Genomic DNA, 14,580 nt, shown 5'->3' on the forward strand with positions numbered 1-14,580 from the left:
TTTCCTTTTTTTTATTTAGCCAACTTTGCCAAAGCTCTTTTTAAACGAGCAATCCCTTCATCAATATCTTGTTCAGGAATAATGAGAGATGGAGTAAAACGAACCACGTTTGGTCCAGCAATTAAAGCAAGTAATCCTTCTTCGCCTGCCCAAGTCGTAATGTCTTTTGCTTTACCAGCATATTCAGCTTTTAATACGCAACCAATCAATAATCCTTGACCACGAATTTCATCAAAAACTTGATATTCAGCATTTAAAGTATTTAATGCATCAAGGAAATATTGATGACGGTGTTTTACACCATCAAGCACTTCTGGTGTATTAATAAACTCAAATACTGCGCCAGCAACTGCACTTGCCAACGGGTTACCACCATAAGTTGTACCATGTGTACCCACTGAAAAATGCGGAGCAAATTTATCAGTTGTTAACATTGCACCCACAGGGAAACCACCGCCTAATGCTTTTGCAGTGGTAAGAATATCCGGAGTAACACCTGAGTTCATGTAAGCATAAAGTGAACCTGTACGGCCTACACCAGTTTGTACTTCATCAAAAATAAGTAAGGCACCGAACTCATCACACAGTGCACGTAAACCTTTTAAAAATTCGATGTCAGCAGGAATAACGCCACCTTCACCCTGGATCGGCTCAACAATGACTGCACATGTTTGTTCGTTAATGGCTGCTTTTGCAGCTTCTAAATCATTAAAGGCAACATGGTTGATACCATTTGGAAGTGGTGCGAAATCTTGTGAATATTTTGGCTGACCACCTGCAGAAACGGTAAATAAGGTACGACCGTGGAACGCATTGTTAAATGCCACAATGCCACTTTTGCCTGCAACACCGCTGTCGAGTCCAACTTTACGAGCAAGCTTTAATGCTGCTTCATTCGCTTCTGCACCTGAGTTACAGAAGAATACTTTGTCTGCAAATGTATTTTCAGTGAGTTGTTTAGCAAGGCGTAGAACTGGTTCATTGGTATAACCATTACCGACATGCCAAAGTTTTGTTGCTTGTTCTGTTAATGCATTTACTGCCACTGGATGCGCATGACCTAATGCGTTTACTGCAATCCCGCCTGCAAAATCGATATATTCTTTATTTTCTTGATCCCAAATACGTGAACCTTCACCACGTACCGGAATGAAATTTGCCGGTGCAAAAACTGGAACCATCCAGTCATTAAAGTTGCTTCGAGTTACAGAAATTGGCTGTTCCATGCTTACCTCAGTATCTATTTAATTTATTTAATCTGTCTTACTGTCTTTTATTTAATTTATTTAGAAAAAGGGACCGAGAAAATAACTCTATAACATCCTTTATATTTACTCAGCCCACTTTTTCTAAAAGGTAATTTTCTCAGATTAGCCTGGGAAAATACCGCGTTCTTTACGAGCTTTTAAGATACGCTCACATGCCAAGATGTAAGCTGCTGTACGTAAAGTACAAGCATTGCTGTTTGCTGTATTCCAAACGTCATGCATAGCTTGAACCATCAACTTGTCTAAACGCTCGTTGATTTCTTCTTCGGTCCAGAAGTAGCTCGCCATGTCTTGAACCCATTCGAAGTAACTTACAGTTACACCGCCGGCGTTACATACCACGTCAGGAACCACAACAATGCCACGCTCAACTAAAATATCTTCAGCTTTAGGATAAGTCGGGCCGTTCGCACCTTCTAAAATCAACTTAGCTTTAAGTTTTTCAGCACGTTCAACTGTGATTTGACCTTCTAACGCAGCAGGAATAATGATGTCTACATCTGCAGTCCAGAAATCTTCATCAGCAATTGCTTGCGCGCCAGCGAAACCACCAATACCACCTTGGTTTGCATTTACGTGTTCACGTAATGCAACAAGATCAATACCGTCAGCATTGAAAATTGTGCCAGTGTGATCTTGAACGTGAGTGATTTTTGCTTTTGATTCAACAAACAAGAAAGCAGCTTCACTACCTACGTTACCAAAACCTTGAACAGCGATTTTCGCGCCTTCAATTGGTAAATTGATTTTTGCAGCTACTTCGCGACCTGTAACGAATACACCGCGACCAGTCGCTTTAACACGACCTAAAGAACCACCTAAGTGAACTGGCTTACCAGTTACAACACCAGTTACTGTATAACCTTGGCTTGTAGAGTAAGTATCCATCATCCAACCCATGATATTGGCATTTGTACCAACGTCTGGAGCCGGGATATCTTTTTGAGGCCCGATAATGTGACCGATTTCAGTCGTATAACGGCGAGTTAAACGTTCTAATTCACGATTTGAAAGTTTACGTGGGTCAACACGGATACCACCTTTTGCACCGCCAAATGGCAAGTTCAATACAGCAGTTTTAATTGTCATCCATGCAGATAACGCCATAACTTCATTTAAATCAACGTTTGGATGGTAACGTACACCACCTTTACCAGGACCACGAGACAAGTTGTGTTGTACACGGTAGCCTTCAAAGTGCTGAATAGAACCGTCATCCATTACGATTGGCACGTCAACAATAAGCGCACGCTTTGGACGTTTTAATGTATCGATAAACTCAGCTAAGTGGTCTAAGTACGGAGCAACACGGTCAATTTGTGCCAAGTAAGTTTGCCATGCATCGCTATGTTCGTTTACGTATGAAAGATCTGACATCTTTTTTCCTATCTACCTATACAGACTCAGATGTGATAAATCCGCAGTCTTTATTATTCAGCAACCAAAACCTTGCAATAACAATGTTTTGATTTATTTATAAAATCTTCAGCCCTTTTAAAGCTTTAGACCCTTTAAATTCCATCTTGTGATATCAAAAGTACGATTTACTTTTATATATCGATATCTTTTACAATCTTTCTTTTGCCTCATCTGCTGTTTATAAAACGTTTTTATAAAAGCAAAAGTCCACCGCAACCAACTCAAACAAGCCGATTGGAAATAAGTACAAAAGAGGTGATACAACCGTTTGGGAGTTAAAAAGAACTCGGGTTCATAAACCGAAAAACCATAAGTCCATAAAATTATTTTTGACTAATCGATAGATCCCTCCATTAGTCTTTTTAAATAAAAATTGTTCATTAATACTGCAAGCTTTATATCGGTACTCAAGCAGATAATTGATGCTTTCATATAGACATAAAATCTTTAAGTAAATATAGCACAGAGCAAGGTAATTTAGAACATTTTAAAATAAACAAGCAGAGAAAAAATAATCAATTTCTCATCTTTTTTATAATAAAAAAGTAACCAATCTAAAAAACACCTTTGACCATGATCATTTTATTTTATGGAAATTAAAAAAATATTAAAATTAAAAATGATCAAAAAATTACCATTTAATAACAATAACTTAATTAACCAAAAATTTCAAAAAACACTCAAAACTTGCAGAAAATTTCATAATATTTTTTTAGTTTGATTTAATTTAAAACAAAAAATGAAATATAAAAATTTCTTTAATATTAAATAACCATGTTAAACATATACTTATTCAAAAACTTATAATAATTAGCTATTAATAACATTCCGACAAATGGTTAATTTATGAATCATTATTTGATTTTTTTATTAAAATAAAAAAAACATTTTTAAAGAAAATACATAAAACATCAGGGCCAAGCTCAATTTTTAGACATAAAAAAAGGTCCCTTGAGGAACCTTTTTCAACTTAACCAAGCTTAGTTCTGAGCAATCTCTTTCTTACGATAAAAGATAAAATAACTGAGATAGCATAAGACGATAAAAATTAAACAACAAACGAAACCAGCTTGCATTGATGGATCAAATACCATACTCACACAGGTAACAATACAAAATAGACCACCTACAATTGGAGTAAGCGGAAAAAGTGGCGCAGCGAAACGTAAATCTTTTGCTGTTTTGCCTGCCTTATACCATTGTCTACGGAAGTTAAATTGTGAAACGCAAATTGCGATCCACACCACCACCATTGTAAAAGCAGCAACACCTAGTAAATTTTTGAAAATTGTTTCTGGCGCAAACTGTTCTGAAAGCAATCCGGGAATAGCACCAAACATGGTCACAATAATGGCAACAATAGGTGTTCCAGATGGTGTGAGTTTAGCGAAAATTTTAGGTAATTGATTTTTTGCTGAAAGCGACCACATCATACGTGAAGCAGCAAACAAACCAGAGTTAGCTGCAGAAAGTAGAGCCGTAATAATTACGAAACGGATAATATCTTCTGCATACGGAATACCAATGTAATTAAATACTGTCACAAATGGACTACTGCTCACATCATTTGCATTAAGACCTGCAAGATGAAATGGAAGCAAAGAGCAAATAACAACAATTGTCCCTACAAAAAATATAAGTAAGCGCCAAATTGCTGCATTAATTGCTTTAGGAACAGTCTTCGCTGGATCTTCTGCTTCACCCGCAGCCACACCAATAAGCTCAGTTCCAGAGAAAGCAAAGTTTACTATCAGCATGGTTGTGAAAATTGGAAATAACCCGTGCGGAAACCAACCTTGAGCAGTCAAATTACTAAACAATGGCGCTGTTTCATGCCCGTGATAAGGAATAAAACCAAAAATTGCCAATAAACCCAAAGTAATAAAGACAATAATTGTTATAACTTTAATAAGAGCAAGCCAAAACTCAGATTCAGCAAATAAACGCGTTGAACTAATATTAAGGAAAAAGACGAGTCCACCAAAAAACAAAGTCCATGCCCAAACAGAAGTGGTAGGAAACCATTCCTTAACCAGTAAAGCTGCGGCAGTAAATTCAGTTCCTAAAGTGGCAGTCCAAGTTAGCCAATATAACCAGGTAATCATATAACCTGTGCCCGGGCCAATATAACGCCGTGCATATTCACCAAAAGAACCTGACTCAGGCACATGAACTGCTAGCTCACCAAGACAGAGCATAACAGTGTAGGCAATCAAACCGCCCAAGAAATAAGAGATAATTGCACCAATTGGGCCTGCTTGAGCAATTACGTCGCCAGACCCTAAAAAAAGACCTGTACCTATGGCACCGCCAAGGGAGATCATCACCAAATGCCGAGTACTCATTGCTCGTTTCAAAGGTGCAGAACTTCCATGTTGCGATGCATCATTATTCCGATAATTTAATGATTGCATATAAAAAACTGTAACGACAATTTAGTAAAAAATCATTTTAGGAGAAAAAAATAAATATGCAATTATCTTTGAATAGTGAAGATATTTTAAGCAACCATTATTATTAAAAATAAAATAGATATAAAAAACAATATATTAAAAAATACAAAAGCAAAGATTGTATTTTAATTAACCCCATACTATTTATTTAATTTATGTGCCAACAAAAACCATTAATTTTTAAATATAATAATTTTTCACTTAATTTATCATGACTATTTTTAGTTCTATCTTTATTTAAAAATTAGTCCCACTATTTATTTAAATAATGATTTTTAATTTTACATACAAATAAATTAATAAAAAAATATTTTTTGAGCAAAAAATAAAGCCCAAATTTGATGATTTGGGCTTTATTTAATCAGTAAATTAAATTAAAAACGGGTCAGTACAAATTGTTGCGATGGTTGAACTGAACCTTCAATGTAGTCACAAACGCCTTGTTCATCACAATCTAAATTGAATTGCTTGTAGCTCAATGCAAAAAAATCAGAATATTGTTTAATGACAAATGGACTCATATCCGAGCTTAATGCATCACCTTGTTTAAATAATTTAATAATTTTTCGGTCATTCATACCTAACAAATAAATTTCATTATTTAATTCAATGTGTGCAACTCCGGTCTGCTCTGCCACAATCGGAATCAGATACGATGTATTTGCGAACAACACATCTACAGCATAGCTTTCAAGTTTTAAATTAATTAAATTGAATACTAAGACTGTACCAGAGTGAGTCTGCAAGCCTTTGTTAGAGCTTACAACTTGCTGGCTGTACTGAATTTTAATTCCAAGTTTTTGGAAATCTTGCTCAGTCGCCTGCTTTGTTTTTACAAGACTACGTGTAATCGCTTGCTTGAGCGGGTTATCTAAATAACGCTCATCTAATTGAAAATCATTTTGACGTAAAATTTTCAATAACATACTGTCATGATAAGTCAGCACATTGGCAAGTACATTACGATAATAGAATTTACTTTGTTTTTTAATTTTACGAACGTGTTGATAGAAATATGTTTCATCAAATTCATGTTCAATAAAATCATGTAAAAGACTTGAACTCGCCAATACAGATAAAGCTTCGTGTCCCGTAAAAGGCAAATGAACCGTATGTAAACTTGGCAACATTTCTTTTATTTTTAAGTAATGTTCACGATCGACGGCAAAGTAAGGGTCATAAACAATAATATATTCACGACTTGCATCTACATTTTGCTGCTGAATTTGCATGTCTTTATTTGCGACAGCATCAAAGAATTCAGCATAACGTCGGTCTTCAACTTGTTCAGGGTCAATTGAATACTGAGGTACAAATGCAACGATTCGATTCATGTTTAAAAGATTCGAATATTTGATTGCTGCATAGCCGCCCATTGAGCCGCCATAACCTACAATATTATTAAAACGCTGAATAATAGGCAAAATGGCTTTAGCCATTTCAACCATACTGGCTTTTGGGAACCACGATTTTTGTTTTGGCATAATCCCAATAACATTGTATTGGTACTTTATTAGAGACTTTTCAGCATTGATAGATAAGCCACTCGCTCGGGTAATCAAATCGCCAAAAGAGAGAACTAATGTATTAGAATTGCCTTGTAAAAAAATGGCTCTAATGTGTTCGTCTTCAAAAATAATTTGCTTATCCATGCTCACACCGAAAGAAAATTTACTCCCACATATATCGTCAAAAATGAAACAAAATAGGTGTTTTGCCAATTTATGATTGCGGAGTATCTTATTTTATAGATGCCAGTCAGATTAAAAAGCGCAAAATATGACACAATCCTTACATCCTGCCGCTCAAAAAGGCTTCAGCTCCGCTGCGGAGCTTTATCAGCAAGTTAGACCGAATTATCCAGCAGAAATAGTCAGTTGGCTGCAAGAACGCCTCCAAATACATGAAAATTCTACTGTTATTGATCTTGGCTCAGGTACTGGCAAATTCTTACCCTACTTAAAACAAACCCATGCAGATATTCTTGCAGTAGAGCCAATTGGCGAGATGTTACAACAGCTTCAGCAAGCCTATACTGATATTAAAACTTTACAGGCGTTTAGCCATGCTATTCCGCTAGATGATCAACAAATTGATGCGGTCATTTGCGCTCAATCTTTCCATTGGTTTGACAACATGGAAACACTGACTGAAATCCATCGAATATTAAAACCGCAAGGACATTTGGGACTCGTGTGGAACCAGCGTGATGAACGTACAAACTGGGTAAAAGCCTTAGCAGATTTTTTGCTACCCCTTGAAGGTAATACACCGCGTTACCATAGTGAAAACTGGAAAAAGGTTTTTGAAAATCAAAATTTATTTACTTTTGATAGCTTAGAAACTTTTTCGCAATCACAGCATGGTACTGTCGAACATGTCGTGAGTAAAAGATTACTCTCTACAAGTTTTATTGCAGCAATGACCGAAAAAGATCAATTACAGCTCAAAGCTCAGTTTGAGAAAATTGTTTATGATTTTACAGGGCTAGGCCCACAAGATCAGATTGATTTTCCATATGTCACATATGCATATCACTTTCAGAAAAGTACATCGTCAAATCATAGAGAATAGGTTCGGTTGAAAGCTATGTTTAAAAAAACGCCTCATATCATCTTAATGTCTTTGCTCAGCTCCAGCCTATTATTGACTGCTTGTAAAAAAGCAGATGAGCCAGCAAAGACCGAACAACATCAGACAAATTCATCTACCGATCAGGTGATGGAAAAGCTCAATGAAAGACCTGTTAAAAAGTTCGCAGCCACTGCTGACGATGCGCATGACATTGCATTATTAGAGGACTATGACCATCGCTTTACTGAAATGAGTGATGAAATGGAAACTGAGCTAGAAAAAATGCATGCGGCAGGTACACTCACCACAGAGTTTGAACAGAAACGTACACTTGATAATGTTCGTTCAGCATTGACTATGTTAAAAGACCTCGACTTAAAAACTGAACAAGGTCGTTATATTCAAGGCTTGCTTTATCAATATTGGGAAAACCAAGAAAAACATATCAATGATAAACAAGCCAATAAAGATGAACAGGTCAATCAACTGGCTGACTACTTACAAGCACAGAACCAGTTGAAATACTGGAAAGCTTCGCAGCAGCATTAATTTTATAGCGTGCAATAAAAAGCCTTCTGATTAAGAAGGCTTTTTAATTTATATATTTTGTTTTTCAACCCAGTGAATTGCTTGAACACGGAATAACTCACACGCACCATCACCTGTATCAGTTGAGGTTAAAGATGATCGCCAAACTAAATTTTTGTCTTTAATTTCAACCAACTCACCTTTGAGGTATACCAAGTCACCGCGTTTAACTTGTTTAATTTGTTGAGCAATCTCAGGGCTTGCAGGAATGATGTGCATATTAGACACCATTTGCATGGCTTGCTCAGCAGGTACAGGAAGCTTACTCATTTTCCAGTTCAAATAGCGGTCATACTGTTTAACTGAAATAGTACGAGCAATATCTGGTTGAGCAAACAGTCCCCAACTTACCGCATAATCAATCGGTGAAAACTTAGCTTGTTCATCATTTTTATAAATTTTTGAACCTAAAATTCTAAAATTGCCTTGAAATGGTTGTAACACAGAAATTGACTGATCTTTTTCAATCGGTAACAGACCATTTGCAATATTGTATTCACCAGAAGTAGAGGTCGTCGAAGCAAAAGCTGAGCTAATACATAAAGGGGCCAATAAGCCTATCATTACATGTTGTTTTTTCATCGCTTTATACCTCAAATATTGCTAGATCAAATACAGTAGATCTCCAATTTATGGTAGCGCTAAGCGATGAAAAAAATATCGGAATTTAGTAACAATACAGATCAATTTCGTCTATTTTTGTGCCTAATTAAACTGAATGTTAATCTTCAAAATCAATTCGTAACGTTTCAAAACGAACCTTTCCTTCTTTTATTGCTTGAGCAATTGCCTGCTGCCCTTTGGTTAAACGCGCTCCCCCACTTTTTATATCAAGTAAAATAATCTGGATATCCTCGGCAGTCCCGTCCCCATCTCTAAAATCGGTATAGCCATCAAAAATAACGTAATCAACTGGATCACCCAAGAACTTGGCATCACTCGGCAAGTATTGAAACTCAGGCAAAATCGGCGCGAATTGTTCTGCCATTTTACCTTTTAATACGGCGCGGCTTGTATTCACACTTCTCTTTTGTGCTTGTGCTAATGCCTGTTGATGCTCAAGCTCTAACTCCGCAATATATTGCTCGTATTCGGCCTTAATTCGACCATTACGAGTATTTGATAAAATGAGTGTAGTAATAATAATACCAATACCAGCACCTATAAGCATGGCCAGCCATACGGACATAAATTTTCCTTAACAAATACATATCATCGCGTTAGATGAGCAATCATATCTAAAATTACGGAGTAGCTTAAACTTTTGTCAAAGGTGGTCATCTACTTCGCATAAAAAGATGCTAAGGTATAAAACATAAACACATGTGCTGCTGAAAATAATTGGATTTATGAAAACGATACTTATTGCAAATCAAAAGGGCGGATGCGGAAAAACCATGACAGCCATTACGTTGGCAACAGCTTTGGCACAAAAAGGATATAAAGTAGCATTAGCAGATTCTGATAACCAAAAATCTTCTTTACAATGGTTGAAGCAACGTCCAGAAAATGTAGCTGCGATTCAAAGCCTAGATTGGCGTCATGAAAAATCGATTGGCGACGCGCCGAAAAATTTAGATTATTTAATTATTGATGCACCAGGCGCTCTTTCAGGCGATCACGCTGAGCAGTTAGTCAGCGAAGCTCATGCCATTATTACACCACTTCAGCCTTCGTTTTTTGATATCGATAGTACACGTCGTTTTCTCAAGCATTTGCAAGATATTAAGCGTATACGCAAAGGTAAGGTACAAATTTTACTGCTTGCAAATCGAGTTAAACCGAATAGCGCCAGTTCAAAAGACATTCAGCAATTTTTTGAAAAAATCGAACATGAACCGATTGCGTGGATTGCAGAGCGTAGTGCTTATGGCAGTTTAGCAATGCAAGGTTTGAGTGTGTTTGATAAACCACAAAAAAACTTTATTGCTATTCAAACTCAATGGCAGCCACTTTTAAATAAACTGATTGAAGATAAATCTGAGTGGTTCTAAAAATAACTTTTTATTTTTGTTGAGCAGAAATGTGTACATTAGCATTTCTGCCTAAAATTTGCCTCAGGTCATTTTTCAGTTAATATGGCCTCATCCTATTTAAAAAATTAGAGAATTTTTGTTCGTGCATCAATACGCTCCTACTTTACAGCGCGTTTTATTGTTTGGGTTGTTTTTTATCCTGATGTTTTTAGGATTTAACATCCTGAAGTACTTTATTGTACCTGTAGTTTGGGCTGCGATTATTGCCTACATGACTTGGCCTATTTATTTAAGAATCCAGCGTTTTTTTGGTGAAAACCGTCATAATTTGAATGCCTCATTGATGATTAGCTTAGTCATTTTAATTGTGGGCGTTCCACTCACATGCGCTATTTTTATTTTGCAGCACGAAGGCCGTAATCTTTATTTCGACTTGCAACGCCAAGTTTTTTCGGGCCATTTAAGCGTACCTGACTTCATTAAAAACTTACCTTTTGTCGGTAAAGAAATAAGCCGAACACTAAACGACATAAATACCGACCCCAATAGTACAATTCAAAGTATTGCAGCTTGGGTTCAAAGCCATTTAAGTTATGGTCGCGTATTACTCAATGAAATTAGTAAAAATATTGTCAAACTTGGTTTCGCAATTTTAACGCTTTTCTTCTTTTATCGTGATGGTCACACCATTTTAACTCAAGTAAGTAAAGCCTTAGAAATGGTGATCGGTCCACGTATTCATCATTATCTAGATACAATTTCAGAAACAACTCGTGCTGTTGTCTACGGTGTGGGTTTAACTGCGATTGCTCAAGCTGTGCTTGCAGGATTAAGTTATTTCGTAGCGGGTGTACCAAATCCAATGGTACTCACGATTGCAACATTCTTATTAGCACTCATTCCTTTTGGCACTCCTGTTTCCTATTTAGGCGTTGGCCTATGGTTGTTCTCTCAAGGGCAAACTATGGAAGCCATTGGCGTAGTTTTATGGGGTGTTCTTATTGTAAGTAGTTCGGACAATGTGATTCGCCCTCTTGTGATCTCTGGTGCAACCCAAATTCCGTTTTTACTCATTATGTTTGGTGTATTAGGTGGTATTGCGAGTTTTGGTTTAGTTGGTTTATTTATTGGGCCAGTTATTTTAGCCGTTCTATTAGCGATTTGGCGCGAATGGCTCCATGAAACCATTGATCCTGAACCAATGCCAAAAACCACTATGATTTATGATTCGGATGATGATTTACCACCATCTCAAAATTAAGCCAATGATTTAAAAATGTTTCAGGATACAAAGTGACTATTTAAATTAACTTGTAGGCTTAACGAGCATTTGTTTGAATAAAAAAATCAGCTTTATATCTATAAGGACATCCAATAATGCCATTATTAAATAAAATGAGTGCAATATGTGCACTGACAGCCTTATTAACAGTTGGTTGTAGCACGGTCAGCAAAACTGTTTCAGATACGACGCATGCATTAACCACAATGCACACCAAAAAAGTAGTCGATGTGAATGAAGTAACAGCCAATGGGATTGGTAAAAAAATCGGGACAATTAGCTTTCAAGACAGTGATAAAGGCCTGATTATTACCCCTGCTTTAGCAGATTTACCAAGCGGTACTCGCGGTTTCCATATTCATGAAAATGCATCGTGCGACCCTGCTGTTAAAGATGGAAAACCAGGTGCCGCTTTAGCTGCGGGTAGCCACTATAACCCTAATCAAGCACCACATCATGGTACGCCAACTACAGGACACTTGGGTGACTTACCAGCATTGGTTGTTGATAATAATGGTGTAGCTACCACCGCTGTTATTGCACCACGTTTAAAACTTGCGGACATTCAAGGTCGCGCCATCATGATCCATGCTGGCGGAGATAACTATTCAGATTCTCCTCTACCTTTAGGTGGTGGCGGAGCACGAATTGCCTGTGGTGTAATCCAATAACTTATTATTTTCATATTGTGGGTATCTAAAAAGATATCCACAATTTTGCTATTTTATTAAGCAGTTTAGTTCACTTAATTATTATAAAATCTTAAAAAATTAACTGACTTTTTTAGATAAAGCGCATAATATTTTTCAAGTAATAAAAAATTTAAATATCCCTAGTCACGCCCCCTATCATTTAGAAAAAAACCGTGAATTATTTGACTCAAATATTTAATCGTTTTAAAGCGAATTCAATTTTAATTTACTGTCTGCAAATTTTAATTGTACTTACAGGCACAACTTTAGGTTTACTGTGGTTGGGCCATAACGAGCTCATCGTTCCTGTAACCTTAGGTGCGATTGCCGCTGCACTTACCGATTTTGACGATCGCTTAAGTCTCCGTTTACGTAATTTGCTCTATGTTTGCATACTCTTTTTTACTGTCAGCACTATTCTTGGTTTTTTAGCACCTTATAAACTTTTATTTATTTTATATCTTTCAATTTCAAGTGCTGGTTTCATTTTATTGGGAGCCTTAGGCCAGCGTTACGCCACCATTTCTTTTGGTACGATTTTACTCTCGATTTACAGCATGTTTGGTTTAGGAGAATATGCTCACTGGTACCAACAGCCTACTTATTTTGTCTATGGCGCACTGTGGTATGGTCTAACTTCTATTTTATTTTTTCTTTTAAAACCAACACTTCCTTTACAAGATAAGCTTTCGCAAATTTTTGAAGAAATCTCTGCCTTACTTCAAGCTAAAGCACGCTTGTTCGATCCCGATAATAAAGAAAATGTTGAACAGCTTTTATTTGAATTATCACTACAAAATACGCAAGTCGCGCAAAGTCTTAACCAAATACGTAGCTCTCTGCTTACTCGCCTTAAGGCATCACGAGTGAGTAATAAAAGTATTTACTGGTTAAACCTGTACTTTTTTGCTCGCGATATACATGAGCAGGCCACCTCTAACTATCTACACTATGAACATATTCAACAAAATTTTAGCCGTAGTGATCTCATTTTTCGTTTTCAAAAAAATCTCCGTTTACAAGCTCAAGCTTGCCATGATTTAGCACAATGTATTTTGCATAACCAGCAATATCAGTCTTCTCAAGAAGGACAAATTGTTTTAAACCATTTGGAAAGTTCATTAAAAGACTGGATACAACAGCATCCACAAAATTTTGAAGTTAAAAACTTAAAGCTGATTTTTAATAATTTACAAGGCATGCATGAACAGTTTGAACAACTTCAATATGCTCAACCGTTTAATGAAACGCTCAGTCAAAACAAGCAAGATCATCTCAATTTACTTGATGACGATATTCAAGATTTTTCTGACCTTATTTTAAAAATTCGCCAGCAACTGACTCCACAATCGGCTCTGTTCAGACATGCCATACGAATTGCCGTTGTGTTTGCAGCAGGTTACGGCATTTCACTGCTACCTTTTGCCCAGCACGGTTACTGGATTTTGCTCACCAGTTTATTTGTTTGCCAAATTACTTACTTTGCAACGAAAAGCCGTTTAAAACTCAGAACAATTGGAACCTTACTTGGCGTTTTATTGGGTATCCCTATTTTATATTTTGTTCCAAGTATTGAAGGTCAGCTCATTCTTACCATTATTTGTGGAGTTAGCTTTTTCTACTTACGTCAGAAGAAATACGCCTTGGCAACGCTGATGGCAACCTTAATGGTATTGCTCATTTTCAACTTAAAAGGCGCAGGTTTCAGTATTATTTTACCTCGCCTAATTGACACGTTATTAGGCTGCTTTATTGCTTGGCTTGCTGTCAACTTTATATGGCCAGACTGGAACTTCCGTAATATTCCAAACAATATTAAAAAAAGTAGCCAAGCCACACTGGATTATTTCAATGTAATTGTTGAGCAATACCAACATGGTAAAAATCAGGACATTGAATATCGCAGAATTCGCCGTGCTGCACATAACGCACAAATTGAGCTGTCGAATATGATTTCGAGCTTAAGTGCTGAGCCCAATCCCAAACCAGAACTGATTCATTACGCCTTTCGCTATCTGGTTTATAGTCATAGCCAGTTGAGTTATGTCGCAGCATTAGGTAGCCAAAGACAAAAAATTGAGGATCAACAGGTATTACAGCTCTTACTGGATTGTCAGCAAATCCTTAACCAAAGTTTATTTGAACAAGCTTCTGTTGATTTTAATTTTTTTGAGCAAACTTTGAAGCAAATTCAAAGTCTAACAACTCATGAGCACTTTTCAGAAAGCTACACTCTTGTTTTAAAACAAATGAGTTTACTATTAGAAACCTTGCCTGAATTATTAACCCTTAAAGGCAAACTTTTAGAACAAGAGATTAAATAAACAT

The 14,580-nt window shown here is 36.6% G+C and carries 12 protein-coding genes; 6 read left to right on the forward strand and 6 right to left on the reverse strand.

Translation table 11 applies throughout. The features are described from left to right. Positions 1–11: 11 nt before the first annotated feature. The 4 genes from ACLCEG_RS10090 to ACLCEG_RS10105 form a co-directional block, all read right to left on the reverse strand. Positions 12–1,226, reverse strand: coding sequence for an aspartate aminotransferase family protein (locus ACLCEG_RS10090; RefSeq protein WP_100193342.1), 1,215 nt, complete (start codon positions 1,224–1,226; stop codon positions 12–14). A gap of 144 nt (positions 1,227–1,370) precedes the next feature. Beyond that, complete coding sequence (locus ACLCEG_RS10095) at positions 1,371–2,645, reverse strand: Glu/Leu/Phe/Val family dehydrogenase (RefSeq protein WP_049063596.1); 1,275 nt, start codon at positions 2,643–2,645, stop codon at positions 1,371–1,373. Positions 2,646–3,667: 1,022 nt separating this feature from the next. After that, positions 3,668–5,101, reverse strand: coding sequence for an amino acid permease (locus tag ACLCEG_RS10100; RefSeq protein ID WP_019457831.1), 1,434 nt, complete (start codon positions 5,099–5,101; stop codon positions 3,668–3,670). 413 nt (positions 5,102–5,514) lie between these two features. Continuing rightward, a complete protein-coding gene (locus tag ACLCEG_RS10105) occupies positions 5,515–6,792 on the reverse strand; it encodes a hypothetical protein (protein ID WP_410567377.1) in 1,278 nt (425 codons plus the stop codon). A 127-nt stretch (positions 6,793–6,919) separates the two neighbouring features. Here ACLCEG_RS10105 and ACLCEG_RS10110 point away from each other — a divergent pair, with 127 nt between their 5' ends. Continuing rightward, entirely contained in the window at positions 6,920–7,714 is a 795-nt protein-coding gene (locus ACLCEG_RS10110; protein ID WP_410567379.1) for a class I SAM-dependent methyltransferase, read from the forward strand. Between the two features lie 15 nt (positions 7,715–7,729). Next, a complete protein-coding gene (locus tag ACLCEG_RS10115) occupies positions 7,730–8,263 on the forward strand; it encodes a hypothetical protein (protein WP_191012224.1) in 534 nt (177 codons plus the stop codon). A 48-nt stretch (positions 8,264–8,311) separates the two neighbouring features. Here the strand turns inward: ACLCEG_RS10115 and ACLCEG_RS10120 are convergent, their stop codons facing one another. Beyond that, complete coding sequence (locus ACLCEG_RS10120) at positions 8,312–8,884, reverse strand: hypothetical protein (RefSeq protein ID WP_410567381.1); 573 nt, start codon at positions 8,882–8,884, stop codon at positions 8,312–8,314. Between the two features lie 139 nt (positions 8,885–9,023). Beyond that, positions 9,024–9,491 carry a Holliday junction resolvase-like protein gene (locus ACLCEG_RS10125; protein ID WP_002048811.1) on the reverse strand — a complete coding sequence of 156 codons (468 nt, stop codon included), beginning with the start codon at positions 9,489–9,491 and terminating at the stop codon, positions 9,024–9,026. A 160-nt stretch (positions 9,492–9,651) separates the two neighbouring features. Here ACLCEG_RS10125 and ACLCEG_RS10130 point away from each other — a divergent pair, with 160 nt between their 5' ends. The 4 genes from ACLCEG_RS10130 (at position 9,652) to yccS (ending at position 14,576) form a co-directional block, all read left to right on the forward strand. Then, entirely contained in the window at positions 9,652–10,296 is a 645-nt protein-coding gene (locus tag ACLCEG_RS10130; protein ID WP_019457835.1) for a ParA family protein, read from the forward strand. Between the two features lie 124 nt (positions 10,297–10,420). Beyond that, positions 10,421–11,539 carry an AI-2E family transporter gene (locus tag ACLCEG_RS10135; RefSeq protein WP_151792209.1) on the forward strand — a complete coding sequence of 373 codons (1,119 nt, stop codon included), beginning with the start codon at positions 10,421–10,423 and terminating at the stop codon, positions 11,537–11,539. A 116-nt stretch (positions 11,540–11,655) separates the two neighbouring features. After that, on the forward strand, positions 11,656–12,231 hold the full coding sequence (gene sodC / locus ACLCEG_RS10140) for a superoxide dismutase [Cu-Zn] SodC (RefSeq protein ID WP_410567383.1): 576 nt from the start codon (positions 11,656–11,658) through the stop codon (positions 12,229–12,231). A gap of 194 nt (positions 12,232–12,425) precedes the next feature. Continuing rightward, a complete protein-coding gene (gene yccS / locus ACLCEG_RS10145) occupies positions 12,426–14,576 on the forward strand; it encodes a YccS family putative transporter (RefSeq protein WP_410567385.1) in 2,151 nt (716 codons plus the stop codon). The last annotated feature ends 4 nt before the right edge of the window (positions 14,577–14,580 follow it).

Source organism: Acinetobacter sp. H1(2024), assembly GCF_046557555.1.
In the GTDB taxonomy this organism is placed as follows: domain Bacteria; phylum Pseudomonadota; class Gammaproteobacteria; order Pseudomonadales; family Moraxellaceae; genus Acinetobacter; species Acinetobacter seifertii.

Excerpts from the sequence above, each read along its gene's own strand:
- ACLCEG_RS10095 (WP_049063596.1), bottom strand. The coding sequence starts at position 2,645 with ATGTCAGATCTTTCATACGTAAACGAACATAGCGATGCATGGCAAACT.
- ACLCEG_RS10125 (WP_002048811.1), bottom strand. The coding sequence starts at position 9,491 with ATGTCCGTATGGCTGGCCATGCTTATAGGTGCTGGTATTGGTATTATT.
- ACLCEG_RS10115 (WP_191012224.1), top strand. The coding sequence starts at position 7,730 with ATGTTTAAAAAAACGCCTCATATCATCTTAATGTCTTTGCTCAGCTCC.
- ACLCEG_RS10105 (WP_410567377.1), bottom strand. The coding sequence starts at position 6,792 with ATGGATAAGCAAATTATTTTTGAAGACGAACACATTAGAGCCATTTTT.
- ACLCEG_RS10120 (WP_410567381.1), bottom strand. The coding sequence starts at position 8,884 with ATGAAAAAACAACATGTAATGATAGGCTTATTGGCCCCTTTATGTATT.
- ACLCEG_RS10100 (WP_019457831.1), bottom strand. The coding sequence starts at position 5,101 with ATGCAATCATTAAATTATCGGAATAATGATGCATCGCAACATGGAAGT.
- ACLCEG_RS10090 (WP_100193342.1), bottom strand. The coding sequence starts at position 1,226 with ATGGAACAGCCAATTTCTGTAACTCGAAGCAACTTTAATGACTGGATG.
- ACLCEG_RS10130 (WP_019457835.1), top strand. The coding sequence starts at position 9,652 with ATGAAAACGATACTTATTGCAAATCAAAAGGGCGGATGCGGAAAAACC.
- ACLCEG_RS10110 (WP_410567379.1), top strand. The coding sequence starts at position 6,920 with ATGACACAATCCTTACATCCTGCCGCTCAAAAAGGCTTCAGCTCCGCT.
- sodC (WP_410567383.1), top strand. The coding sequence starts at position 11,656 with ATGCCATTATTAAATAAAATGAGTGCAATATGTGCACTGACAGCCTTA.